General features: G+C 62.6%; 21 protein-coding genes and 2 pseudogenes. 8 read left to right on the plus strand and 15 right to left on the minus strand.

From position 1 onward, the window contains the following. Nucleotides 1-75: 75 nt before the first annotated feature. The 10 genes from argE to NDJ82_RS01510 all read right to left on the minus strand — a co-directional run bounded on the left by argE (nt 76) and on the right by NDJ82_RS01510 (nt 11427). Complete coding sequence (argE, locus tag NDJ82_RS01465) at nt 76-1233, minus strand: acetylornithine deacetylase (protein ID WP_158878086.1); 1158 nt, start codon at nt 1231-1233, stop codon at nt 76-78. Further along, on the minus strand, nt 1230-2384 hold the full coding sequence (locus NDJ82_RS01470; RefSeq protein WP_112196059.1) for an NAD(P)/FAD-dependent oxidoreductase: 1155 nt from the start codon (nt 2382-2384) through the stop codon (nt 1230-1232). The genes argE and NDJ82_RS01470 overlap by 4 nt, the downstream gene beginning before the upstream one ends. Next, the gene (locus tag NDJ82_RS01475) at nt 2381-3760 is read right to left on the minus strand and encodes an FAD/NAD(P)-dependent oxidoreductase (RefSeq protein ID WP_250924816.1); all 1380 of its coding nucleotides are present in this window, start codon (nt 3758-3760) and stop codon (nt 2381-2383) included. The genes NDJ82_RS01470 and NDJ82_RS01475 overlap by 4 nt, the downstream gene beginning before the upstream one ends. After that, the gene (locus tag NDJ82_RS01480; RefSeq protein ID WP_158878088.1) at nt 3742-4050 is read right to left on the minus strand and encodes a (2Fe-2S)-binding protein; all 309 of its coding nucleotides are present in this window, start codon (nt 4048-4050) and stop codon (nt 3742-3744) included. The genes NDJ82_RS01475 and NDJ82_RS01480 overlap by 19 nt, the downstream gene beginning before the upstream one ends. Beyond that, complete coding sequence (locus NDJ82_RS01485; protein WP_099586565.1) at nt 4047-5888, minus strand: ABC transporter ATP-binding protein; 1842 nt, start codon at nt 5886-5888, stop codon at nt 4047-4049. Before NDJ82_RS01485 ends, NDJ82_RS01480 begins: the two co-directional genes overlap by 4 nt. A 1-nt stretch (nt 5889) precedes the next feature. After that, nucleotides 5890-6765: an ABC transporter permease gene (locus NDJ82_RS01490; protein ID WP_191960302.1), complete on the minus strand. Its 876-nt coding sequence runs from the start codon at nt 6763-6765 to the stop codon at nt 5890-5892. Next, entirely contained in the window at nt 6762-7718 is a 957-nt protein-coding gene (locus NDJ82_RS01495) for an ABC transporter permease (protein WP_099586563.1), read from the minus strand. The genes NDJ82_RS01490 and NDJ82_RS01495 overlap by 4 nt, the downstream gene beginning before the upstream one ends. Nucleotides 7719-7731: 13 nt before the next feature. Beyond that, on the minus strand, nt 7732-9369 hold the full coding sequence (locus NDJ82_RS01500) for an ABC transporter substrate-binding protein (protein WP_191960303.1): 1638 nt from the start codon (nt 9367-9369) through the stop codon (nt 7732-7734). A 95-nt stretch (nt 9370-9464) separates the two neighbouring features. Continuing rightward, on the minus strand, nt 9465-10739 hold the full coding sequence (locus NDJ82_RS01505) for an NAD(P)/FAD-dependent oxidoreductase (RefSeq protein WP_112196063.1): 1275 nt from the start codon (nt 10737-10739) through the stop codon (nt 9465-9467). Between the two features lie 19 nt (nt 10740-10758). Further along, a complete protein-coding gene (locus tag NDJ82_RS01510) occupies nt 10759-11427 on the minus strand; it encodes a haloacid dehalogenase type II (RefSeq protein ID WP_099586560.1) in 669 nt (222 codons plus the stop codon). A 966-nt stretch (nt 11428-12393) separates the two neighbouring features. Here NDJ82_RS01510 and NDJ82_RS01515 point away from each other — a divergent pair. Beyond that, nucleotides 12394-13245, plus strand: a complete 852-nt coding sequence (locus NDJ82_RS01515; RefSeq protein ID WP_250924817.1) for a GNAT family N-acetyltransferase — start codon at nt 12394-12396, stop codon at nt 13243-13245. 22 nt (nt 13246-13267) lie between these two features. After that, nucleotides 13268-13981 (plus strand): cupin domain-containing protein, encoded by a 714-nt coding sequence (locus NDJ82_RS01520; protein ID WP_250924818.1) that lies wholly within the window; start codon nt 13268-13270, stop codon nt 13979-13981. An 8-nt stretch (nt 13982-13989) separates the two neighbouring features. Here the strand turns inward: NDJ82_RS01520 and NDJ82_RS01525 are convergent. Continuing rightward, nucleotides 13990-14223: pseudogene (locus tag NDJ82_RS01525) on the minus strand (LysR substrate-binding domain-containing protein); the annotation flags it as partial. Between NDJ82_RS01525 and NDJ82_RS01530 the strand changes: the two are divergent. The 4 genes and pseudogenes from NDJ82_RS01530 to NDJ82_RS01545 form a co-directional block, all read left to right on the plus strand. Then, a pseudogene (locus tag NDJ82_RS01530) lies at nt 14203-14373 on the plus strand (sarcosine oxidase subunit beta); the annotation flags it as partial. The pseudogenes NDJ82_RS01525 and NDJ82_RS01530 overlap by 21 nt on opposite strands. A 188-nt stretch (nt 14374-14561) precedes the next feature. Continuing rightward, the gene (locus tag NDJ82_RS01535) at nt 14562-16025 is read left to right on the plus strand and encodes an aldehyde dehydrogenase family protein (protein ID WP_250924819.1); all 1464 of its coding nucleotides are present in this window, start codon (nt 14562-14564) and stop codon (nt 16023-16025) included. A 157-nt stretch (nt 16026-16182) separates the two neighbouring features. Continuing rightward, nucleotides 16183-17097, plus strand: coding sequence for an Ssp4 family T6SS effector (gene ssp4, locus NDJ82_RS01540; protein ID WP_250924820.1), 915 nt, complete (start codon nt 16183-16185; stop codon nt 17095-17097). Beyond that, nucleotides 17094-17600: a hypothetical protein gene (locus NDJ82_RS01545; RefSeq protein WP_250924821.1), complete on the plus strand. Its 507-nt coding sequence runs from the start codon at nt 17094-17096 to the stop codon at nt 17598-17600. The genes ssp4 (NDJ82_RS01540) and NDJ82_RS01545 overlap by 4 nt, the downstream gene beginning before the upstream one ends. Nucleotides 17601-17667: 67 nt before the next feature. Here the strand turns inward: NDJ82_RS01545 and NDJ82_RS01550 are convergent, their stop codons facing one another. Next, nucleotides 17668-18156: an Hcp family type VI secretion system effector gene (locus tag NDJ82_RS01550; RefSeq protein WP_250924822.1), complete on the minus strand. Its 489-nt coding sequence runs from the start codon at nt 18154-18156 to the stop codon at nt 17668-17670. A gap of 183 nt (nt 18157-18339) precedes the next feature. Here NDJ82_RS01550 and ssp4 (NDJ82_RS01555) point away from each other — a divergent pair, with 183 nt between their 5' ends. Next, a complete protein-coding gene (gene ssp4 / locus NDJ82_RS01555) occupies nt 18340-19254 on the plus strand; it encodes an Ssp4 family T6SS effector (protein WP_250924823.1) in 915 nt (304 codons plus the stop codon). Further along, complete coding sequence (locus NDJ82_RS01560; protein ID WP_250924824.1) at nt 19251-19823, plus strand: hypothetical protein; 573 nt, start codon at nt 19251-19253, stop codon at nt 19821-19823. Before ssp4 (NDJ82_RS01555) ends, NDJ82_RS01560 begins: the two co-directional genes overlap by 4 nt. Nucleotides 19824-19951: 128 nt before the next feature. On the opposite strand, the gene NDJ82_RS01565 is transcribed toward NDJ82_RS01560, so the two are convergent. From NDJ82_RS01565 to NDJ82_RS01575, 3 genes are read right to left on the minus strand one after another with little or no spacing between them, the layout of a single operon-like run. Further along, nucleotides 19952-20377, minus strand: coding sequence for a RidA family protein (locus NDJ82_RS01565; RefSeq protein ID WP_112196072.1), 426 nt, complete (start codon nt 20375-20377; stop codon nt 19952-19954). An 11-nt stretch (nt 20378-20388) separates the two neighbouring features. Beyond that, on the minus strand, nt 20389-21972 hold the full coding sequence (locus NDJ82_RS01570) for a flavin monoamine oxidase family protein (RefSeq protein WP_250924825.1): 1584 nt from the start codon (nt 21970-21972) through the stop codon (nt 20389-20391). A gap of 12 nt (nt 21973-21984) precedes the next feature. Next, nucleotides 21985-22908 carry an ABC transporter substrate-binding protein gene (locus tag NDJ82_RS01575; protein ID WP_191946444.1) on the minus strand — a complete coding sequence of 308 codons (924 nt, stop codon included), beginning with the start codon at nt 22906-22908 and terminating at the stop codon, nt 21985-21987. Between the last annotated feature and the right edge of the window lies 1 nt (nt 22909).

The following is a 22909-nucleotide window of genomic DNA, read 5'->3' on the forward strand; positions in this document are numbered from 1 at the left end:
CCACGGGCGAGGATGCCGAAAGCGCGGATACAGCAGCGTGCCGTGCTGAAATTACGCCCAGGACGGCAGGCTCTGCTAGGCCTTCAACGAGCCGAGCAAACCTTGCAAAAAGCGCTCGCCGGCGTCCATCTGGCTGATCTCGATAAACTCGTCGGGCTTGTGCGCCTGCTCGATGGAACCCGGCCCGCAGACCACCACCGGCACGTCCAGGCGCTGCTTGAACAGGCCACCCTCGGTGCCGAACGAGACCTTGGACGTGCCGGTGTCCGGCGCGGCGAATTGCTTGAGAAAACGCACCGCTTCGACACTCGGATGGGTATCCAGGCCTGGGTAGACGTTGACGGTTTCAATCTCGATGGCCGCCACGCTGGACAGCTTCTGCGCCTCCCGCACGATGACTTCGGCGCGCTCGCGCATCTGCTCCAGAAACTGATCCAGGTCATCGGCGGGCAAGTTGCGCACTTCGAAATCCAGGGTGCACAGGTTAGGCACGATATTCAGCGCTTTACCGCCGACGATCTGTCCCACGTGCACGGTGCTGTAGGGCACGTCGTAGTCCGTATCCTGGGCGCCATGGCGTTGCAGTTGCTGCTGGCTGTCACGCAGGGCGGCGATAAAGTCGCAGGCCACATGGATGGCATTGACCGAACGCGGCGCCAGCGACGAATGCGCCTCCAGGCCACGGCAGTAGGTGCGGTAGGAACCCTTGCCCTTGTGCCCGAGCACGAACTGCATATTGGTCGGCTCGCCGATCACACACAGAAACGGTCGCACCGGCGCCAGATGCAGCACATCGAGCAAGCGCCGCACGCCGACGCAGCCGATCTCCTCGTCATGGGACAAGGCCAGTTGCAGCGGGCGGTTCAAGGGATGCTCGGCAGCATCGAGCATGGCGTCGATGGCCAGCGCGATAAAACCCTTCATGTCACAACTGCCGCGCCCGTAGATGCGCCCGTCCTGCACGGTGGCGGCGAACGCGGGAAAGGTCCACGCCTGCCCCGCCGCCGGCACCACGTCGGTGTGCCCGGAGAGCAACACGCCAGGCTGGTTCTTGGGCCCGGTGCTGGCAAACAGGTTGGCCTTCTTGCCGCTCTCGTCCTTGACGATCAGCGACTCGATGCCTTTGGTCAGCAGCAGGTCGCGCACATACTCGATGAGGGCCATGTTCGACTCGGACGACACCGTGTCGAAGGCCATGAGTGTTTTCAGGATGTCCAGTACGCGGGGTTTCATGAGGCCTGGCTCCGTTGTTCGGCAGGTAAGGCAAAACGGCTGATGGAAAACGGCGCAATCGGCGTGCTGGTACTGCCGGTGGCGAGCAGTTCGGCCATCACATCACCGACGCCGGGGCCGAGCTGAAAGCCATGGCCGCAAAAGCCAAAGGCATAGAACAGCCCGTCGACGGTGCCGCTGGGGCCCATCACCGGCAGCGAGTCCGGCAGGTAGCCTTCGATGCCGCTCCACACGCGGATGATATTCAGGTTGCCAACGCCCGGCAGCAAGCGGCGCATCTGGCTGATCTGGTTGAGGATACTGCGCGGCTCCACATAGGCGCGGCGGTTTTGCATGTCCGGTTTGCTGCGATAACCACCGCCGATGACGATATTGCCGCGTGGAATCTGGCGGAAGTAGATCACTTCCTCGGGGATCTTGGTGTACACGCCGATCACTGTGGGCAAGGCGTAGGGCACCGGTTCGGTCACCGCCATCTGCGGGCCGTGGGTGTCCAGGGGCACCGGTTCGCCGAACTGCGCCGAGAGTTTCTGGCCCCAGGCGCCGGCCGTGATCAGCAGTTGCGCGGCCTGGAACTGGCGGCCGTCGGTGGTGGTGATATGGAAATCTGCGCCGAGTTTTTGCACCTCGGCGACTTCGGTGCGCTCTTCAATCCGGGCGCCCAGGCGAATGGCGGCGCGGGCAAAGGCCGGTGCCGCCAGGCGCGGGTTGGCATGGCCGTCGTGAGGCGCGTAGGAGCCGCCCTTCACGTCCGGGCCCAGGAAACCGAAGCGCTGACGCAACTCGGCGCCGCGATAGATCTTCAGGTCCAGTTGTTCAGCTTCCGGCGCGGCGGCATAGGCTTGCAGCTCGGCGATTTCGTCTTCGCGATAACACACGCGCATATGCCCGCTGGGGATGAATTCCAGGTCATCGTCGATCAGTTCCGGCAGGCGTTTCCACAGCGCCCAGGAGCGGTTGGCCAAGGCCAGTTGCCCGAGGAAACGCCCTTGGCGGCGCACGTTGCCGAAGTTGACGCCGCTGGCGTACTGGCCGATCTGGTCGCGCTCCAGCAGGATCACCGACTGCCCGCGACGGCGCAGGAAAAACGCGGTCGCCGAGCCCATCAGGCCGCCGCCGACAATCACCACATCGGCTTTTTGCACACTCATAGCGACACCTCCTCGGTGATCAGCATCGACAGCGGTTTGACCGGCGCCTGGCCGCGCTGGCGGCCGACGTCCTGCACCTGCACGCCTGCCGCTGCCGCGATCACTTCGGCGCCCGCCTGGGAGCAATAACGGCCCTGGCAGCGGCCCATGCCGACCCGGCTGAATGCCTTGGCACGGTTGACTTCGCAGGCGCCCTTTTCGTTCACGGTGCGACGCAGCTCTCCTGCGCTGATCATCTCGCAGCGGCACACAATGGCGCTGTCCGGCAGTGCCTTGGCCTGTTCGCTGGGCCACGGGAACGCCTGGGCCAGGCCGAGACGGAATTGGTCCATCACCGCCAGGGCCTGCTGTTGTTGCTCACGCAGCACCTTATCCACCGGTTGCTGTAAATCCTCCAACAGCGCCAACGCCACCAGGCGTCCGGCGTGCTCGGCGGCGTCAGCGCCACGGATTTTCGAGCCGTCGCCGGCCGCATACAAGCCTTTCACCGAGGTGCGCCCGGCGGCGTCGGTGGCCAGCCACCACTGGCTCGACGCCTGATCAAAAGCCATGGCGCAGCCGGCCAGGTCGCCCAACTGGGTTTCCGGGCGCAGGTGATACCCCAGCGCCACGGCATCGGCCTGCACGGTTTCGGTCCGCCCGTTGCCGGTGCTGAAGCGCACGCCCATCACGCCATTGGCGGCATCGCCCAGCACCTGCAGCGGCTTGATTCCCACGTGCACCGCGACCTTGGCCCGATACAGTTGCGCCAACAATATGATCCCGGTGAACAGCAATCCCGGCCGCGCCAGCAGCTTGGGCAAGGCCTTGATCCGCAGGCTTATCGGCGCGGTATCCAGCACCGCCGCCACCGTAGCACCGGCTTTCACGTACTGGCTGGCCACCAGATACAGCAGCGGCCCGCTGCCCATGAACACCACGCGGTGACCGATGGACACGGCCTGGTTTTTCAGCGCGATCTGCGCGCCGCCGAGGCTGTAGGTGCCCGCCAGTTGCCAGCCGTCGATAGGCATCAAGCGGTCGGTGGCGCCGGTGCAGAGGATCAGCGCGTCGTAGTCCACGGTGCTGTGGCGGCCCTGGCTGACGCAGCACAATTGCCCCGGCGTGAGGTTCCACACCAGGGTGTCGGGGCGGTAGTCGATGGCGTCGCGCAGGCGGTCGAAACTCTGGTGCAGGTCCTGCGCCTTGGCCGCTTCGCTGCCGTACAAGGTGGCGTAGTCGCGGGTGAAGCTCTGGGGCTGGCGACGGTAGATCTGCCCGCCGTCGCGGCGGTTTTCATCAATGACAATCGGGCGGATACCGGCGGCCAGCAGGGTTTCGGCGCAACGCACGCCGGCAGGTCCGGCACCCACAATAACTACCCGTGCAGTGGCCATGTCGCCTCCGGTTGTGTGGTGACAATGTCCAGCCCGTCACGGACTTCATTGGAACAGGCACGCAGGCGTTCGCCCGAGCGGGTCCACACCCAGCAGTCCTGGCAGGCGCCCATCAGGCAGAAACCGGCGCGGCGGCCGCTGTCGAATTCGGACTGGCGCAAGGCCGTGCCCTGGGTCAGCAGCGCGACCATCAGAGTATCGCCCTGCAACGCTTCGATGGGTGCACCATCCACGGTCAGGCTGACCGTCGGCCGGCCCTGTTCGGCCAGCCTCACAAAACGCCCGTTCATGCATAAGCTCCCAAGGTCATGGTCGTGACGCCCTGCTGGGTGTTCAGCAAGTGGGCGCTGTCGTGGTGGCAGAGGATTTCACTGCCGTTGTCCAGGTGGCGACGGTTCGGCGCGGTGCGGTTGCACAGGCCGTCGATCCGCACCGGGCAGCGGTTGAGGAAGGTACACAGTTCCGGCACATTGGCCCGCGCGCCGATCGGCGGCAGCTCGCTGCACGTCGTGCCACAGTTTTCCAGCCAACCCTGGCGCAACTCGGGCACCGAGTGGATCAACAGGTCGGTGTAGGGATGGAACGGTGCCTCGGCAAACGACTGGCGGCTGCCGGCCTGCACTTTGTGGCCGCTGTACATCACCACAATGTCGTCGCACAGCGCCCGCACGGTGGAGATGTCATGGCTGATAAACAGGTAGGACACGCCCAGTTGCTGGCGCAGGTCGCGCAGCAGTTCGAGGATCGCCGCGCCGACCACGGTGTCGAGGGCCGAGGTGACTTCATCGCACAGGATCAGATCCGGTTTGGCCGCCAGCGCCCGGGCCAGGTTGACCCGCTGTTTTTGCCCGCCGGACAGTTCGTTGGGGCGCCGCTCGGCCAGGTCACGCGGCAGGCGCACCAGGTCGAGCAGTTCGCCGATGCGCGCCTGCAACGCGGCGCCTTTGAGGCCGAAGTACATCTTCAGCGGTCGGCTGAGGATGGTTGCCACACTGTGCATCGGGTTGAGCGCGGTGTCGGCGTTCTGGAACACCATCTGGATCCGCCGAAATTGCTCTGGGGTGCGTGCGGACAGGCTGGCGCCCAAGGGTTGTCCGTCAAAGGTCAGACCGCCGAGGGCCGGGGTCAACAGCCCGGCGACCACCCGCGCCAGGGTCGACTTGCCCGAGCCCGACTCGCCGATCACACCGATGGCCTGGCCACGGCGCACGGTGAGGTCGATGTCTTCGAGCACGCGGATCGCCGGCATGCCGTGCAGGTTCTTGTTGCCGTAGCCAGCGGTGAGGCCGCTGATGGTCAGCAAAGGCGCGTCTTCAGCCACCCCGCAAGGCGGACGAATCGTCGTGTCGGGCCGCGCCGCCGCCAGCAGGCTGCGTGTGTAGGCGTGGGCCGGGGCCTGGAGCAGCGGCGCGGTGGCGCTCTGTTCGAGGATCTGGCCGCCGTTGAGCACCACGATCTGGTCGGCCATCTGCGCCACCACCGCCAGGTCGTGGGACACATACACCGCCGTGGCGCCGCGCTCGCGCACCACGCGCTTGAAGGCGCGCAGCACGTCGATCTGGGTGGTCACGTCCAGCGCCGTGGTCGGCTCGTCGAGCACCACCAGCAGCGGATCGCTGATCAGCGCCATCGCGGCCATCACCCGTTGCAGTTGCCCGCCGGAGACCTGGTGCGGGTAGCGCTGGCCGATGTGTTCGGGATCCGGCAGCGCAAGGTCGTGGAACAGGCCGATGGCCTTGGCCTGCAAGTCGGCGCGGGTGCCGAGGCCGTGGATCAGGGCGCCCTCCACCACTTGGTCGATGAGCTTTTTCGCTGGGTTAAAGGCCGCTGCCGCGCTTTGCGCGATATAGGACACGCGATTGCCGCGCAGGCCTTGCAGCTGTTTTTCGCTGAGGGCGAGCATGTCGTGTTCACCGACCTGCACCACTCCGCCGGACAACCGGCAGCCACGCCGCGCATACCCCAGCAACGCCAGGGCGATGGTGGTCTTGCCCGAGCCGGACTCGCCAATCAGCGCCAGCACTTCACCTTTTTGCAGGGCAAAGCTCACGCCCTTGACGATTTCCACCTCGCCGCGCTCGCCACAGGCGACCACGCGCAGGTCTTCGACGCGAATCAATTCGGTCATTTCAATGGCCTCCCGAGCGTCGACTATGTCGGGACGACAGATAGTCGATCAGCAGATTCACGCCGATGGTCAGCGTGCCGATGGCCAGCGCCGGAATGATGATGGCCAGCGCGCCCTGGCTGAGGCCGCCGATGTTTTCCCGCACCAGGGAGCCGAGGTCGGCATCGGGCGGTTGCACGCCCAGGCCGAGGAAACTCATGCCGCTGAGCAACAGCACGATGTAGCCGAAACGCAGGCCCAGGTCAGTCAATACCGGGTTGAGCATATTCGGCAGGATCTCCATGCACGCCACATACAACCGGCTCTCGCCACGGGTACGCGCAACCTGCACATACTCCAGGGCCTCGATGTTGACCGCCATGCTGCGGGCGACGCGGAACGAGCCGGGGATATAACTGATCACGGCCGTACAGATCAGCAGCGTTACCGATGAACCAAAGGCCGAGACCATGATCAGCGCCAGCATTTTGCTGGGGATCGAGATAAAGGCGTCCATGATGCGGCTGATGATTTCGTCCAGCCACTTGGGCGAGACCACTGACAACAGCGCACACCCGGTGCCCAAGGTGCTGGCCAGCAATGCCGCCACCAGTGCCAGCCCGACGGTGAACCGCGCGCCCACCATCACCCGGCTGAGCATGTCGCGGCCCAGGTAATCGGTGCCGAACGGGTGCGCCAGGCTGAAGCCTTCAAAGATGTTATCGGACACCACCTCACCCACCGGATGGGGGGCAAGCCACGGACCCAGCAGTGCCACCAGCAGCCAGGTGACGCACACCACGCCGCCCACCAGCCCCAGCCACGACGGGCCACTGGAGACCTTGGCGAGCGCCAGGGCAGAGGAAAGGGGCTTGGACTTCGCAATGAGCGGATTCATTGGTTTCTCAGCCTCGGATTGGACAGGATCGCGCACAGGTCGGCGAGCAGCACCAGGCCCAGGTAGGCCGCGCAAAACAACATGGTGCACGCCTGCACCAGCGCCATGTCGCGGTTGGTTACAGCATCGACCATCAAGCTGGCGATGCCGGGGTAGTTAAAGATGGTTTCGACGATCACCACACCGCCCAACAGGTAAGACAGGCTCAGGGCGATGGCATTGGCAATCGGCCCGATGGCATTGGGCAAGGCATGGCGCAGCACGATACGTATCGGACTGACGCCTTTGAGGCGGGCCATTTCCACGTAGGGGCTGTCGAGTTGGTCGATCACCGCAGCGCGGGTCATGCGCGCCATTTGCGCGATGATCACGCAGCACAGCGTCATCACCGGCAAGGCATAGGTGCGCATGAATTGCAGCGGTGAGCTGATATCACTGGCATACGAGAGTGCCGACAGCCAACCGAGGTTGACCGCGAAAATCAGGACCGCCAGGGTTGCCACCAGAAATTCAGGCACCGCTACCATCGCCAGGGTGACGAAGCTCAGGCAACTGTCGATGCGCCCGCCCCGGCCCATCGCCGAACCGATGCCGAGTATCAGTGCCACCGGCACCGAGACCAGCGCCGTGGCGCCCGCCAGCATCAAGGTGTTGGGCACCCGGCCCGCCATCAGTTCACCCACCGGCATGGCGTTGGAAACCGACACGCCCATGTCGCCGGTGAGCAGGCTCATCAACCAGTGCAGGTAACGCAACACACCGGGCTGGTCCAACCCCAGTTGCAGGCGCAGCGCCGCCACCTGTTCCGGGGTGGCGAACTGGCCCAGGGCTTGTTGCGCCGCGTCCCCTGGCAGTACCGCCGTGATCGCGAACACGACCATGGACACGATCAACAAGGTCACGACCCCGGCGCCCAGGCGCCGGCCGATCAACCACAGTGTATTGCTGTTCATCGCACCGCCCTCCTCAAGCGTCCAACCACACCTGCTCGGCGAACATGTAGCCCATGAAGCCGCCCAGCGGATTGCTGTCGTAGCCCTTGATGCGCTGGTCCACGCCGTCGATGTTGCTGATGAACACCGGGATGCCGATACCCGCGTGGTCATGCACCAGGGTCTGCATGTCGGCGTACATCCTGGCGCGCTTGGCGTCGTCGGTTTCGCCGCGTGCCAGCATCAGCAATTGGTCGAACTGATCGTTCTGCCAGCCGGACTCGTTCCACGGCGCCTTGGACTGGAAGAACTGCGAGAACATCACGTCGGCGTTGGGCCGTGGGTTGATGTTGCCGAAGCTCAACGGGTGCTTCATCCAGTGGTTGGACCAGTAGCCATCGCTGGGCAGGCGGTTCACGTCGAGCTTGAGCCCGGCCTGTTTCGCCGATTGCTGCAACAACACGGCGATGTCCACCGAACCGGTCGCGGCGGGCGACGCCATCAGCGGCATGGTGATGCTTTCCATACCGGCTTTTTTCAGCAGGAACTTGGCTTTTTCCGGGTCGTAGACCGTCTGCGGCAGGTCGGTGTTGAAGTAACGCGAACCCGGCGCAATCGGCTGGTCATTACCCACCACCGCAAAGCCACGGAACACTGCGGACTTGACCTGTTCACGGTCCAGCAGCAGTTTCATGGCCTGGGTGAATTCCGGGCTTTTGCCGGGCATCTGGTCCTGGCGGATGATCAAGTCAGTGTAGTTGCCCGACGGCGCATCGACGACGCGGTGTTTGGCACTGGCCTTGATGCGCGTGGTGGAGCGCGGGTTGACCTCGTTGATCATGTGCACGTCGCCGGACAGCAGCGCGTTGACCCGCGACGGCTCGTCGCCGATGGCGATGAATTCGATCTCGTCGAGGTACGGCAGCCCCGGTTTCCAGTAGTTCTTGTTGCGCACCGCAATCGAACGCACGCCCGGCTTGAACTCGCCGACCGTGAACGGCCCGGTGCCGATGCCTTTGTTGAAGTCGGTGGTGCCTTCGGGAACGATCAGCAGGTGCGACACGGCGAGGATCGACGGCAACTCGGCGTTGGGTGCACTGAGGCGGATCTGCACTTCGTTGGGCCCGCTGGCCTTGATCTCGGTGAACTGCTCCAGCAGGGCCATGACTTTGGAACCGGTGATCGGGTCTTTCTGGCGGCTCAGGGAGAACACCACGTCGGCGGCGGTGAGTGGCTTGCCGTTGTGGAAGGTCACATCCTTGCGCAGGGTGATGGTCCACTGGGTGGCGTCGACATTGTCGATGCGCTCGGCCAGCTCCAGTTGCGGCACCAGGTGTTTATCGAAGCGGGTCAGGCCGTTGTAGAACATGAAATGGCGCACGTAGTCGGTGGACAGCGCGCCCTTGGCCGGGTCGAGGGTGTCGGCGGTGGAACTGGACATACCCGCCACGCGGATCTTGCCGCCCGGCTTGCCCTTGCCGTCCACCGCGCCTTCATCGGCAAACAGCTTGCCGGCGGCACCGAACAGGCTACCCGCCCCGGCGGCGGCCACACCGGCCACGCCGAGCATCTGCAGGGCGTTGCGGCGCGACATGCCACGATTGAGACCTTCGAAAATCCGCAGGCTGTCCTGGCCGGAAATGAGGTCGGGGGTGTTTTTGTTGTCAGTCATAGCAAGGCTACCTGTCGATAATCGGAAGAATCGAGTGCTCACGGATGTCCGGAGCGTCCTGGAAACGCAAACGACGGTGACGCAACAACGGCAACTCAGTGCAAATAGTCCTGGAAGCGGTAGTAGGCGCCCACAAAGGGCAAAAACCAGGGCTTGCCGAAATGCCCGGGAATCGCCGGCCATTCCAGTTCGCGCCACGGGTTGGCGGCGGCATTGCCGGCCATGACCTCGGCCATCACCTGGCCCATGTGCACCGACATCTGCACGCCATGGCCGCTGTAGCCCATGGAATGGAACACGCCGCCATGCTGGCCGGCACGGGGCAGGCGGTCGGACGTCATGTCCACCAGGCCACCCCAGCAGTAGTCGATCTTCACGTGCGCCAACTGCGGGAACATGTTCAACATCGCCGCTTGCAGCACCTTGCCGCTCTTGGCGTCGGAGACGCTGTCGGACATCGCAAACCGCGCACGCCCGCCAAACAGCAGGCGGTTGTCCGGGGTCAGGCGAAAGTAGTTGCCGATCATGCGGCTGGTCACATACGCCCGGTGTTGCGGCAGCAACTGGTCGATGAGCGTCTGGGGCAAGACTTCGGTAGCGATGACAAAACTGCCTACCGGCACGATGCGCCGGCGGTACCAACCCAGGTCGCCGTGCTGGCAGGCGCCGGTCGCCAGCAGGACTTGCCCGGCGTGCAGCGAGCCCTTGGCGGTGTTGACCTGATAACCGCCGGCCTGGGCTTTCCAGTCCCTGACTTCGGTGTGCTCGTGGATCATCGCCCCACGCCGCGCCGCCGCTTCGGCCAAGCCGACACCGAAGCGACCGACGTGCATCTGCACGCCGTTGCGTTGCAGCAAGCCGCCATGGAACTGCGTCGACCTGACTTCAGCACGGGTCTGTTCAGCATTGAGCAACTCGACCTCGGCATCCACCTCGCGGCGGATCAGCTCACAGGTGCGGGCCAGGCCTTCGTAATGCATAGGCTTGGCCGCCAGCTTGAGCTTGCCGTTGCGCACCAGGTCGCAGGCGATTCCTTCCTGCTCGACCAGCGATACCACGCTCTGCACCGCACTTTCGTAGGCCTGGTAATAGGCTCGCGCCTTGGCCGCACCGAGGCTGGCGTGCAGCCCGGCATAATCCTGGGCCACGCCGGTGTTGCACTGCCCACCGTTGCGCCCCGAGGCCTCGCCGATCACCCGTCCGGCGTCCAGCACCACCACGCTGGCGCCCTTGAGCGCCAACGCCCGCGCTGCCGCAAGGCCGGTGAAGCCGCCGCCGACCACAGCCACATCGACCTGCTTGGGTAAGTCACCCAACTGGGCGCCGGTAAACGCCGGTGCGGTGTCGAGCCAATAGGATTCGCTGCCCATGTCTTGCCCCTTGTGTGCGTTACAGGCCGACCAGCGCCGGCAGCCCACCGATATCGGTGATCTGCTGATAGCCGTAGAACGCGTTGCCCGGCACTTCATGGCCCCGGGCAACAAACGCTTTGTTCTTGATCTTCATGTCATGGGCCGGCATCAGGTCATAACGGAAGCTCGAAGACACATGCAAGATGTCTTCCGGACCGCAGTTGAGGTTATCGAGCATGAACTCGAAAGCCGCCAGGCGTGGCTTGTAGGCCTGGGCCTGTTCGGCGGTGAACACCTTGTGAAACGGCGCGCCGAGCTTGTCGACGTTGGACATGATCTGACTGTCGCTGGCATTGGAGAAAATCACCAGGGGGATCTTGTCGGCAATCTTCGACAGACCGGCCGGCACATCGGCGTGAGGGCCCCAGGTGGGTACGGCGTCGTAATACAGCTGGCCTTCTTCGCGGTAGTCGATGCCCCAGCGCTTGCAGGTACGGGCCAGGGCGGTCTTGAGGATTTCGTCATAGGGGCGCCAGTCGCCCATGACCTGGTCGAGGCGGTAGGCGGAGAAGTCCTTGACGAATTGGTCCATCTGCTCGGGTTTGATGCGGTCGGCGAACAGCTCGCGGGTCATGGTGCCCATATGGAAGTTGGTCAGCGTGCCGTAGCAGTCGAACGTAATGAATTTGGGACGAAGAAAGCTCATGGAGTGCGGTCCTGAAGTTCGTTGAGTGTGACAAGGGTTCACTGCCCTGGCGGCGCGTCGGCCTCGTTGCAGCACAGGTTCATTACACCACTGTGAAATCAGCATATGCCGTCTAAAACAGGCTGTGCTCAATACAAACCACCGTTTTGGGGGTTGGGCTCAGCAGAGTTTGCGGTGTGTGCCAGGCTTGGGCGGGGCCTGTGTTTGTGCGCTTTTAGGGGGCTTTGCGGGGTGCGGGGCTTTGGGATGGGGGTTGGGGGCGGCAGAAAGTGTGGTCCACGAATTCAAGCCTGCGTGCGGCCAGCGTGTTTAACGGGCGCCTGAGATCAAGATCACAATCAAAAGCGCAGATCAAAGCAGGCTATGAACTATCTGCCTGATGTATGGAGATCAAAATGTGGGAGGGGGCTTAGGCTCGGTGTGCCCGAACACAGGCTTGAATCCGTGGGCCGCCGCCATGCGCCATCCCTGGCGCAGGGCGGCTAACCCGGCGTCCTGCCGGGTTACCCACGGATTCAAGCCTGCGTTCGGCCAGCGTGTTTGACGGGGCGCCTGAGATCAAGATCAAAAGCCAGAGCAACAGCAACAGCAACAGCGTAAGAGCAAGCAGTTGTGTAGATACCTATGCCCCGATGAGGGAGTGTCAGTTGATGCATCTGTAACTGAACCACTGCTATCGGGGGCAAGCCCCCTCCCACATTTGGACCGAGTTCGACTTAAAAACCCGGTCGGCTCTAAAGCTGCCGCGCTCTTGCTTTTGATCTCGAATCGCCCCGTCAACCACGATGACCGGAACCCCATGGCATTTACTACCGCCACCCCACAAGAATTAAGTACGACCTGTGGCCCAACCCCCTCCCCGCCCAAGGAATCTACCGAATATCTCCAGCCCCCTTGCCAGCCTCCAACCCAGGTGGGATACAAGCAACCTGACACCGCACACACACTGCTCTATGGAGGCTCGCCATGTCCGCCCTGCCACACCCCGCTTATGTCTACCGCCCGATGACCGTGGCCGACCTGCCAGCCGCCCACGCCCTGTCGGTGCAACTCAAATGGCCCCACCGCCTGGAAGACTGGGCGATGTTGCAACGGGTCAGCGATGGCTTCGTGGTAATCGACGGCGAGCGGTTGATTGGCAGCGCGTTCACCTGCCCCCAGGGCGATTACGCCACCATTGGCCTGGTGATCGTCAGCAATGACTACCAGGGCCAGGGCATCGGTCGCCGGTTGATGGAACAGGCCATTGCCGCTTGCGGGGCACGCACGCCGGTGCTCAATGCGACCCTCGCGGGTGCGCCGCTGTATGCCAGCCAAGGCTTTGTCGAGTTCGGTCACGTGCAACAACACCAGGGCCAGGTGCAAGTGCCCGAGCGGCCAACGCTGACCGAGGGCGAAAGCTGTCGTGCACTGAATGCTGATGACCACACCGCCCTGCTCGCGCTCGCCAAGGCCGCCAGCGGGATGGACCGGCGTGACGTGCTGCGCGACCTGCAGGTAGAACACGCCGTGGGTATCGAGCGCGACGGTCAGTTGCGCGGCTTCGCCCTGCTGCGACCGTTTGGGCGCGGACGCTGCATCGGCCCGGTGGTCGCCGAAACCATCGATCAGGCCAAGCACCTGATCGCCACCCTGCTCGCCCAGGTACCGGACGCCTTTGTACGCATCGACATTCCCGTCGTCTGCGGCCTCAGCGACTGGCTCGAACAGGCCGGCCTGAAGAACATCGACACCGTCGCGCAGATGGCCAAAGGCACGCCGCCCCAGGCCAGCCAGGGCGCATACCCCTTTGCCCTGATCACCCAGGCCATCGGCTGACTTTTCTACCGGAGCACTCCTCATGTCATCTCCCCAGATCCTGCTGTTGGCGCGCGCCGACGGTAGCCGCGTTGCCACGTCCTTCAACACGGGTGCCCTGAGCGCGCCGGACCCGTTCGGCGACCTCCGCCAGCTCGCCTGGCGAGGCGACGACGGCGTGTCCGCAGGCCTGGTGCCATTTAGCGGCGAAGCCGTGATTGAAGACTTCCCCCACAGCGAAACCCTGGTGGTGCACGCCGGGCATATGGTGCTCAGCAGCGCTGACCAGACACTGGAACTGGACGTCGGCACCAGCGCGGTGATCGGCCGTGGCACACGCTTGACCGTGCGGGCGAGCGCCGGCAGCGTTTGGGCGTTCTGCGCGGTCGACCGGGCCGATGCCCCCGCGTGTCCGGGCCTGACCCTGCTCGACCGGTACACCCTGCTCAACCCTTCTGCGGCACCGGAACCGCAGATCCTGATCGGCCCTACCCCACAGTGCCGCGCCCTCAATCTGTTCGACGATGCCGTGACCGAGTTGCGCATCGGCATCTGGGACTCGACCCCCTACGCCCGCCATGGCCGCCCGCACAAACTGCATGAATTGATGCACCTGCTCGAAGGCAGCGTCACGCTGCAGGACAGCGAAGGTGGCGAGGTCACGGTCAATACCGGCGATACCGTATTCGTGGCCAAGGGCGCGCCGTGCGCCTGGACCAGCACGGTGTATGTGCGCAAGGTCTACGCCGTCCAATAAGGCCCGGATCAGGCCTTCAGCGCGTCCTCAAGAAACGCCACCAATGCCTGTACGCGCGGGCTGCGAAGCTTGCGCGACGGCACCAGCAGAAGGATCGGTGCGCTGTCAAAGCTCCAGTCCGCCAACACGCGCACCAGGCTGCCGCTGGCCACGGCATCACCGACGTCCCATTGCGAACGCAGCACCAACCCCAAGCCCTGCTCGGCCCAACGCCGGGCGACGCTGCCATCGTTGCTCAACAAGCCCAGCGCCTCGGGGCGCGAATCGAGGAAAAAACCGAAGTCGCCGACGGGCAATTGTTTGTCGCAGAGCAACTGTTGATTACCGCCGGCGCCTGGGCCACCCGCTTATCCGAACGTTTCGGCGAGCCGGTGCCGCTGGAGCCCAGCGGCGACATCAGCCAATTTGCACGGGTCACGCAAGCAATCGGTCAGGTCGCACAGCCAGCTTGCGAGATTCAGCAGATTATCCCTTGCAGCGTTGAATAACGGCATCTTAGGGCAGGTGCCTTTTGTTAGCTTATCCAGACACAGGGCCGTGCTGTTCGCAGTGCCTATTACCGCTCCAGGGAGCCAGTTGGATGACCACACACCCTTCGAACAGCTACAGCATTGACCCGCACACGTCCCGGCAGTTTTACATCGACGGGCGCTGGGTTCCCCCTGCCATTGCGGCCAGCCTGCCGGTGGTCAACCCGGCCACCGAGGAGGTGGTTGCCCATGTCGCGCGCGGGTCGGCCGAGGATGTCGACCGCGCCGTCGCCGCTGCACGCGCTGCGTTTGCCGGGTGGTCCACGACCCCGCCTGAAACAAGAGCGCAGGTGCTGGGGAACATCCACGCGCTGATCCTTGAACGCCAAGAGCAACTGGCCCAGGCGCTGTCCCTGGAAATGGGCGCTGCCATTGGTTTTGCCCGGGCGATGCAAGTGCCGCTGGCGGCCGAGCACGTGCGGGTCGCCCGTGACCTGCTGTCCAGCTATCGCTTCCAGACGGTTGAAGGCGGCACCGCCATCGAGCGCGAACCCATCGGCGTGTGCGGCCTGATCACACCGTGGAACTGGCCGCTGTATCAGATCACCGCAAAAGTCGCCCCCGCCCTCGCCGCCGGCTGCACCGTGGTGTTGAAACCCAGCGAACTGTCGCCCCTCAGCGCCCTGCTGTTTGCGCAATTGGTGCATGACGCAGGCCTGCCGCCGGGCGTGTTCAACCTGGTCAACGGCAGCGGTGCCGAGGTGGGCGCTGCCATGGCGGCCCATGCGGATATCGACATGATTTCAATCACCGGCTCCAACCGCGCCGGCGCGCTGGTGGCACAGGCGGCGGCGCCTACGGTCAAGCGCGTCACCCAGGAGCTGGGCGGCAAGTCCCCGAACGTGCTGCTACCCGACGCCGACTTCGCCAAGGCCGTGCCGCTGGGGGTGCTGTCGGCGTTTCGCAACGTCGGCCAATCGTGCAGCGCGCCGACGCGCATGATCGTGCCAAGAAACCGCCTGGCCGAAGTCGAAGCCCTGGCGGCGGCCACCGCCAATGCACTGATCGTGGGCGACCCGAATTCGCAAGATACGCAACTGGGCCCGATTGCCAACGAAGCCCAGTTCAATCGCGTCCAGACCCTGATCCACGCCGGCCTCGACGAGGGCGCCAAACTGGTGTGCGGCGGGCCTGGTCGGGTGGCGGGGTTCAACAAGGGTTTCTACACCCGGCCGACGGTTTTCTCCGAAGTGGACAGCGCCATGCGCATCGCCCAGGAAGAAATATTCGGCCCGGTGCTGTGCATCATCGCCTATGAAACGCTGGATGAAGCCGTCGCCATCGCCAACGACACGGTCTACGGACTGGGCGCTCACGTCCAGGCCCAGGACCTGACACAGGCACGTGCCGTGGCATCGCGCATTCGCGCCGGGCAAGTGCACCTGAACTACCCCGCGTGGAACCCGATGGCGCCGTTTGGTGGCTACAAGCGCTCGGGCAATGGTCGGGAATACGGCGTCCATGGGTTTGAGGAATACCTGGAAACCAAGGCCATTGTCGGGTTTGGTGAGTAAACCACCGAGGGAGCGTCGCAACGGCGCTCCCTTTACCTGGCGGTAAGCCGTCAGACCGGTTCGAGAAGTGGCCGTCTCGAAAAGGCGAAACGTCCGACATTAATTTTCTCCACGACATCATTACCCTCTCGACTCCCGCACACTCCGGAGTTAAGGAATGACCCTCGCCCTGTTCAAGGATGGATTCCCGTCAGCCCACCGCACCACACGCCAACACATTGAAAGCAGCCTCGACCTGCGGCGATTGTTCTTCGCCATAGACGCCGACCCGGCCTTGATCGGCGCGGGGGTGGTGTATATCGATGGGGATTTCAACGTGGTGGTATTGCGTGAGTTCCAGGCGATTTGCCGGGTGCAGCCGATCAAGGTGGTGCTGCGGGAAGCGCCGAGGTATGTGGGGCCGATGGAGTTCAAGCGAATGTTGGAGCATGAACCTCGGGAGTCGAGGTTGGCGGCGGAAGCTATCAATACGGCAATTGCGTGCACCGGAGTAGTGTTGAGTTGGATGGTCATCGCGAGTGGGGCTGCGCTGATGCCTTTTACAGCTGGTGCTAGCTCGATAATTTCGTTTATCGGTAAAGCTGCTGCCGTTGCAAGTACAGTTCAATGCATCGGTGGCGCTCTACGGACAGCATCAGAGTTAGCCTTTGCGGAGGTTAATGACTACTTGGATAACGAGACGTGGTATGAGGCCGCAACAGCGGTGTTGGACGGTATTGCTTTGATGGGCGTTGCCAGCTCGGCATTAGTCACCGTGAAAGTCGTCACAACGACCACAAAAGCAACCGGAAAAACAGCTAGGCAAGTGCTTAGAGGCCTGACACGGCAAGAGCGGGCAAAATTGAACAATGAGCTGCTTAAAATCCGAGATCCAAGACTAACGACCAAGTTACTCAAGCTGGAAAAAACCTCCGGCAATGTGGCCAAACGTATCAGCGCTATTCAAATGCAGCGTGCAACTGCCGCACACAAAATGGACATAGCTGCGGCCTTGCTCGGTTTTACCAGCAGCACAGTCTCTGGGAACGTAAGAACTCTGGCGTTGGGCATCTACGAGGAAGTTAACCTATGAGCCAACAACGCAAGATAAAAGGTCAATATTACTCATCACTCTTTATTGAGGATCCTTGGCAACTCCTCAAACGGTTCATGCCCGTGATTGGAGGTGATGCATTGGCAGGGTGTTTCTCGATCGCGTTGACGACGATCCTGGTGATGCTTACGTATTTGCCTAATCACCCCGTAGAGTTTGTCGCCAAAACATGCTTTTTCGGCGCCGCGAGCTTGGGCGCAGTATTCGCCCTGGCCAAATACGAAGTGCTCTACGGCCGTATCCACTGGGTCTGGATAAACGTTGCGATCTACCTACTTTGCCTGCTGATATCCCTACCCGCCATATTGTGGCGCCCCAACACCTATCTGTACGCACTGGCCCTGCTCTGCCCACTTGTCGGCCTGCTCGTTCTCAACAGCAACCGCTGCCGCGAACTACGACACAAATCTCTCGAACTGCGCCACAAACGCCAAACCATCATCGCAACTATGAAACAACAGGGTCGCTGGAAATGGTGGTGATCTTTCTACCGCACCCATTGAAACAGCGCTGTCGACAACAACAGCGCTCTCCCTGAGGCTCACCTACTCAAGCTTTGACGTTCTGCCGAATATTCCAGCCAAACTTCACAGCCCCGCCGTCCTTGGTGCCGTCCGCCTTCTGCGGCTGATAGCTAACGTCGACGGTGGCGAAGTTCAACGCGATGCTGTCGTACAACACATCATCGGCGGTTTCAGCACGGGTGCTGTAGGACACCACCATGACTTCCTTCAAGGTGATCACCAAGTACTCCACCGGGCTGGCTCCACCGGCCTTGCGCACCACCAGCTTGGCTTCGGGGTAATGCTTGCCGGTGGCGCAGGCCATCATCAGGTTGGGGCTGGATTTATCCAGGGGTTTGGTCAGGTTCAGGTTGGCAAAGTCGGCCTTGCCCGAGCCGCCTCCCGTACCGGAATGCATCGAGCCGGTTTGCGACAAACCCCAGCCCCAGTTGGTGATGTCGATCTCGTCACGATGGGTCTGGTCCCGCGATTCGCCCTTGATATCGCCCAGTTTCAAAAACATATCGACTGCCATGTTGGCTCCTTGTCCTGTGGTACGTCGCAAGTGACGTGGGGCGCACTTTTCCTCAATCGGGAGCGGGCTTACAAGACGTCAAAACCGCTTCAGGAAGTGCCCGACTGCAAATGGCGAAGCTTCCGACATTCATCTCAGTTGCAGCGTCTTTACTCTCTCAGCTCCCAAAAAAGGAGTTACGGAATGACCGCCGCCCTGTTCAAGGATGGATTCCCGTCTGCCCACCGCACCACACGCCAACACATTGAAAACAGCCTCGACCTGCGGCGATTGTTCTTCGCAATAGACGCCGACCCGGCGTTGATCGGTGCGGGGGTGGTGTATATCGATGGGGATTTCAACGTGGTGGTATTGCGTGAGTTCCAGGCGATTTGCAGGGTGCAGCCCATCAAGCTGGTGCTGCGGGAAGCGCCGAGGTATGTGGGGCCGGTGGAGTTCAAGCGGATGTTGGAGCATGAGCCTCGGGAGTCGAGGTTGGTGAGTGAAGCGTTGAATACGGCGGTGACGTGTGCGGGGGCGATACTGAGTTGGCTAGTGGTCTGGAGCGGAGTTGCGTTTATGCCATTCACTGCGGGGGCAAGTGTGGTGATTTCCTTCGTCGGCAAAGCAGCTGCTGTGGCCAGCTCTGCGCAATGTCTTATCGGATTAGGCAGAACCAGTGTTGAAGCATTCAGCCCGCAGACTATTGATCGTCTCAACAGCGAGGATTGGTATCAAGCCGCAGTCGCTGTACTGGACGGCATCGCATTGCTGGGAGTCGCTACATCTGCCTTAACGACAGTAAAAACTATCAATCTAAGTACGAAAGTAACGGGAAAACCCATTCAGCAAGTGTTGAGAGGACTTACCCGGCAAGAAAGAGTAAAGCTGAATGATGCACTGCTCAGAATCCAGGACCCGCGACTGACAACGAAACTGCTTAAACTAAAACAAGCCGCAGGAACCACCAGCAAACGCATCAGTGCGGCACAAATAAAACAAGCCACCATCAATCACATAAGAGATTCATTGGCTGCGACCTCAGGGTTCATGAGCAGCGCGATGTCAGGCAATGTTCGTACGCTCACTGTCGGTCTCTACGAGGAGTTCGATCAATGAAAAAGCAAAGAGCGCTAAAGGCCCTGGAGAAGTTGGGCCATGACACCAGCGTTAGCTTGCCTGACTGGAAAACGATGAGTGGAAAGGATCTTTTCTACTCTATTTTTTATATAGAAGATCCACGACCGTGGCGCAAACGTTACATGCCAGTCATCGGAGGGTGGATGCTTGCCGGGTGTTTTAGCATTGCCCTGACTGGCGTTCTGATAATGGTTACCTATCTTTCAGGAGCCCCAGAAGCTTCTACGTTGCGTAATTGGTTTTTTGGTGGAGTAGCGATAAGCGCGGTGTTTTCCATTGCGCAAATTGAAGTGCTCTACGGCCGTATCCACTGGGTCTGGATAAACGTCGCGATCTACATCCTCTGCCTGCTGGTCTCCCTACCTGCCATCTTCTGGCGCCCCAACACCTATCTGTACGCACTGGCCCTGCTCTGCCCACTTGTCGGCCTGCTCGTTCTCAACAGCAACCGCTGCCGCGAACTGCGGCAAAAGTCGGTGGAGTTGCGCCACAAACGCCTAGCCATCATCGCGACCCTGAAACAACAGGGCCGCTGGAAATGGTGGTAATCCTCAAGCCGCCACACTTCGTGCCGCCGTATGCCGCTTCACCGGCACCGGCAGCCCCAGGTGCCCGCTCACCACAAAGTGATGATTCAGCCTTTGATGTTTGTGTAGATATCCATGTCCCACAGTTTTTAATCGGCTGTACGGGCCGCGATGGCTTCGACTTCCACCAGCGCACCAGGCAAGGGCAACGCGACGACTTGCAACGCCGTACGCGCCGGTTTGTTCGGCTGCTCCGGCGTACCGAAGAACTGCGTATACCCGCGCTGCAACCCGGCGAAATCCAGCTTGCCGTCGGTCTCTTCGGCGCCGACCAGAAACACCCGCAACTGCACGATGTCGCCCAGGTCCAGGTCTTGCTGGCGCAGGATCTGGCGCAGCTTGTTGAACACCGAAACCGTCTGCGCTTCGGTGTTGCCAAACACCCCTGGAACCGTTGGATCAGCCAGGTCCGGCAAGGTCCCGCTGACGAAAACCAGGCTGGCGGACGCCGGTACGGTGACGGTCTGCGAGATCGGGAAATCGCCGACGCTGGTGCGTTGAATGCTGTCGCTCATGGTGTGTCTCCTTAAGAGGCGGCGAGTGCCGCGACCTGTCGTTGTTGGGTAACGCGTTCGGCCAGTTGCGCGATCACATGCCGCGCCGAGTTGGCCGCCGATTCCTGCCAGATGCCCACCCCGCTTTGCACCAGGCCATCACCGGCGAAATACACGCGGCCGTAGCCGGCTTCGAGCAGGCTGCTGGCGTCGGCCGGGAAGTGTTCGCGTTGCAGCCATGGGCCCTCGCTGAAGGGGATCTGTTCCCAGGTCACCGCCAGGGGGTGGCGCAGGTGTTTGGAGTAGCCGGGGTGCAGCAGCTCCACGGCTTCCTTGGACGCGGCGTACTGCTCGGCGAAGGGTTTGGCACCAAATACATCGGCGCCCTCGCCCGTCACGTAGCCCGCCACCAGCAGGCCCTCGCGGGTGTTGAGGTCGTTACTCGGGTACCACAGCAGGCGCGCCGGATGCTCGATCCACGACAGGCCGCCGTAGGTGCGGTAGTCGGTTTCCCAGAAGCGCGGGGATTGCCACGCCACCTTTGTCGCCTGGTCGCTGCGGGTGCTGCGCAGCGCGGCTTTGATCGGGTCGCTGAAGTCAGTGTCGAGTTTGGCCAGCAGCGGCAACGGCAGGGTCGAGATCAGATAATCGGCACGCACCACCTGTTCGCGGCCGCTGTGCCGGTCGTGATAGGTCACCGCTACGCCGTCTTCCAATTGACGGATCTGGCGGACCACGGCACCTGGCTGCACATGGTCACGCACGCGTTGGTAGAATGCGTCGGTGATGCGGTCCATGCCGCCGACCGGTTGGAACATGGTCGCCGAAAACTCCGGAAACTCGGTGTGCAGCAACGCGCCCCACAGCTCCGGGTGCAGCAGTTGATCCAGCGACAACGGGCTGCGACTGGCGGGCAAAGCGCCCGGATGTGCGGGAGACTCAAGGTGCCCCGAACGGATCGTGCCCTCGAAGGCCAATTCCTGGGACAAGTCGCCATACACCCGCAAAAACGCCAGCAAACGCGTGCGTTCCTCAGCACTCAGCACATCATCGAGGGCATCACGCTGCACCGCTTTGGCCAGCAAACCGGACAAGTGCCCGCGCGCATCGTTGATCGCCTGGCCGACGCTGAACGCCGGCTGTTGCACATCGGGCCGCACTTGCGCGCCATGGCTGCTGTTGACCAGCACTTCCAGGGGTACGCCCAGTTCGCTGCAATAGTCGAGGATCGTACGGTGCTGGCTGGGGATACGTGCAGGACCTGCGTTGAAGTAATGCCCCTGGTCGAACGCCGCCGTTTGCGTACGACCATCCTTGTAGTCCACGCGGTCGCCATGGCGCAGGGTCCAGGTGCGCCCGCCGACCCGCTCGCGGGCCTCCAGTACCTGCACGTCAAACCCGGCGCGGCTCAGCTCCAGGGCACTGACCAGCCCGGCGATCCCGGCGCCCAGCACCAGCACACGGGTGCCCTGCCCCAGGCCTTCCTTCAACTTCAACGGTTGCGGACGGCGGTGCGATGACGGCCCCAATCCCAATACCGCCAGTGCATCCTTGACGGCTGTTTCGCCGCCTACCGCCGCAATGCTCGACAGCGCTTCACGTCGTGTCAGTCCCATGTCGATTGCTCCTTAATCCGGCAGGCCCGGTGGGTTGATCAGCGACTTGTCGACGCGCTCCACGTCCAGGCCCCAGCGTTGCAGCACCTGCTCGTATTGGCCGCCGGCAATCGCGCCTTCCAGGGCGGTGTGGATCGGTTTGACCAGGCCGTTGTCCTTGCGCGTGGTCACGGCAATATCGGCCTGCAACGGCCAGCCACCGTTGACCGTGCCGACACGCTTGATGCCACCGGTGATTGCCGCCGAATAGGCGTAGACCGAGTTAGGCCCGAACAGCGCGTCGCTGCGTCCGGACTGCACCGCCAATTGCGCGGCAGCCTGGTCGTCGAAGTACTGCAACAGCGCGGGCTTGAGGCCGGCCTTTTCGTTTGCTTCGTTCCAGGCCAGCAGGACTTTTTCCTGATTGGTGCCGGAGCCGACGATGATCTTCAGCCCGGCGATATCCGCAGCCTGCTTGATCTCGGTGATCTTGCTGGTGGCCTTGACGTAGAAGCCGAGCACATCCTGGCGATAGGTGGCGAAGTCGAAACGCTTCTTGCGCGCCTCGGTCACGGTGACGTTACTGATCACCGCGTCGTACTTGCCCGAGCTGACGCCCAGCGGCCAATCCTCCCAACTGGTCTGCACCACGTTGAGTTGCAGGCCGAGGCTGTCAGCCACCAGTTGCGCGGTGTCGGCTTCGCTGCCGATGGTGGTCTTGTCATCGCTGGCCAGCAGCGCCAGGGGCGGCCCGGCCACGCCGGACACGGCCACGGTGAACTTGCCCGGCTGGGCGAACTTGAAGCCCGGCGGGATCTGCGCAATAGCCGCCTCGTTGCGTGGCACATGGATGCGCACGCGGTCGGGGCTGAGGTCGACCTGTTGCACGGCAAACGCGCTTTGCGCGGTACTGACGGCAAGCGCCAATAAGGCCACGCGAGCAGTGGTGATAAACATG

Origin of the sequence: Pseudomonas sp. SR18, assembly GCF_023701505.1 — a bacterium.
GTDB classification, from domain to species: domain Bacteria; phylum Pseudomonadota; class Gammaproteobacteria; order Pseudomonadales; family Pseudomonadaceae; genus Aquipseudomonas; species Aquipseudomonas cyclaminis.

Bases quoted from the DNA above. Each gene is read 5' to 3' on its own strand.
- NDJ82_RS01570 (WP_250924825.1), bottom strand. From the start codon at position 21,972: ATGGGACTGACACGACGTGAAGCGCTGTCGAGCATTGCGGCGGTAGGC.
- NDJ82_RS01550 (WP_250924822.1), bottom strand. From the start codon at position 18,156: ATGGCAGTCGATATGTTTTTGAAACTGGGCGATATCAAGGGCGAATCG.
- NDJ82_RS01565 (WP_112196072.1), bottom strand. From the start codon at position 20,377: ATGAGCGACAGCATTCAACGCACCAGCGTCGGCGATTTCCCGATCTCG.
- NDJ82_RS01535 (WP_250924819.1), top strand. From the start codon at position 14,562: ATGACCACACACCCTTCGAACAGCTACAGCATTGACCCGCACACGTCC.
- NDJ82_RS01510 (WP_099586560.1), bottom strand. From the start codon at position 11,427: ATGAGCTTTCTTCGTCCCAAATTCATTACGTTCGACTGCTACGGCACG.
- NDJ82_RS01480 (WP_158878088.1), bottom strand. From the start codon at position 4,050: ATGAACGGGCGTTTTGTGAGGCTGGCCGAACAGGGCCGGCCGACGGTC.
- argE (WP_158878086.1), bottom strand. From the start codon at position 1,233: ATGAAACCCCGCGTACTGGACATCCTGAAAACACTCATGGCCTTCGAC.
- ssp4 (WP_250924823.1), top strand. From the start codon at position 18,340: ATGACCGCCGCCCTGTTCAAGGATGGATTCCCGTCTGCCCACCGCACC.
- NDJ82_RS01485 (WP_099586565.1), bottom strand. From the start codon at position 5,888: ATGACCGAATTGATTCGCGTCGAAGACCTGCGCGTGGTCGCCTGTGGC.
- NDJ82_RS01545 (WP_250924821.1), top strand. From the start codon at position 17,094: ATGAGCCAACAACGCAAGATAAAAGGTCAATATTACTCATCACTCTTT.
- NDJ82_RS01520 (WP_250924818.1), top strand. From the start codon at position 13,268: ATGTCATCTCCCCAGATCCTGCTGTTGGCGCGCGCCGACGGTAGCCGC.
- NDJ82_RS01490 (WP_191960302.1), bottom strand. From the start codon at position 6,765: ATGAATCCGCTCATTGCGAAGTCCAAGCCCCTTTCCTCTGCCCTGGCG.
- NDJ82_RS01500 (WP_191960303.1), bottom strand. From the start codon at position 9,369: ATGACTGACAACAAAAACACCCCCGACCTCATTTCCGGCCAGGACAGC.
- NDJ82_RS01475 (WP_250924816.1), bottom strand. From the start codon at position 3,760: ATGGCCACTGCACGGGTAGTTATTGTGGGTGCCGGACCTGCCGGCGTG.
- NDJ82_RS01505 (WP_112196063.1), bottom strand. From the start codon at position 10,739: ATGGGCAGCGAATCCTATTGGCTCGACACCGCACCGGCGTTTACCGGC.
- NDJ82_RS01470 (WP_112196059.1), bottom strand. From the start codon at position 2,384: ATGAGTGTGCAAAAAGCCGATGTGGTGATTGTCGGCGGCGGCCTGATG.
- NDJ82_RS01560 (WP_250924824.1), top strand. From the start codon at position 19,251: ATGAAAAAGCAAAGAGCGCTAAAGGCCCTGGAGAAGTTGGGCCATGAC.
- ssp4 (WP_250924820.1), top strand. From the start codon at position 16,183: ATGACCCTCGCCCTGTTCAAGGATGGATTCCCGTCAGCCCACCGCACC.
- NDJ82_RS01495 (WP_099586563.1), bottom strand. From the start codon at position 7,718: ATGAACAGCAATACACTGTGGTTGATCGGCCGGCGCCTGGGCGCCGGG.
- NDJ82_RS01515 (WP_250924817.1), top strand. From the start codon at position 12,394: ATGTCCGCCCTGCCACACCCCGCTTATGTCTACCGCCCGATGACCGTG.
- NDJ82_RS01575 (WP_191946444.1), bottom strand. From the start codon at position 22,908: ATGTTTATCACCACTGCTCGCGTGGCCTTATTGGCGCTTGCCGTCAGT.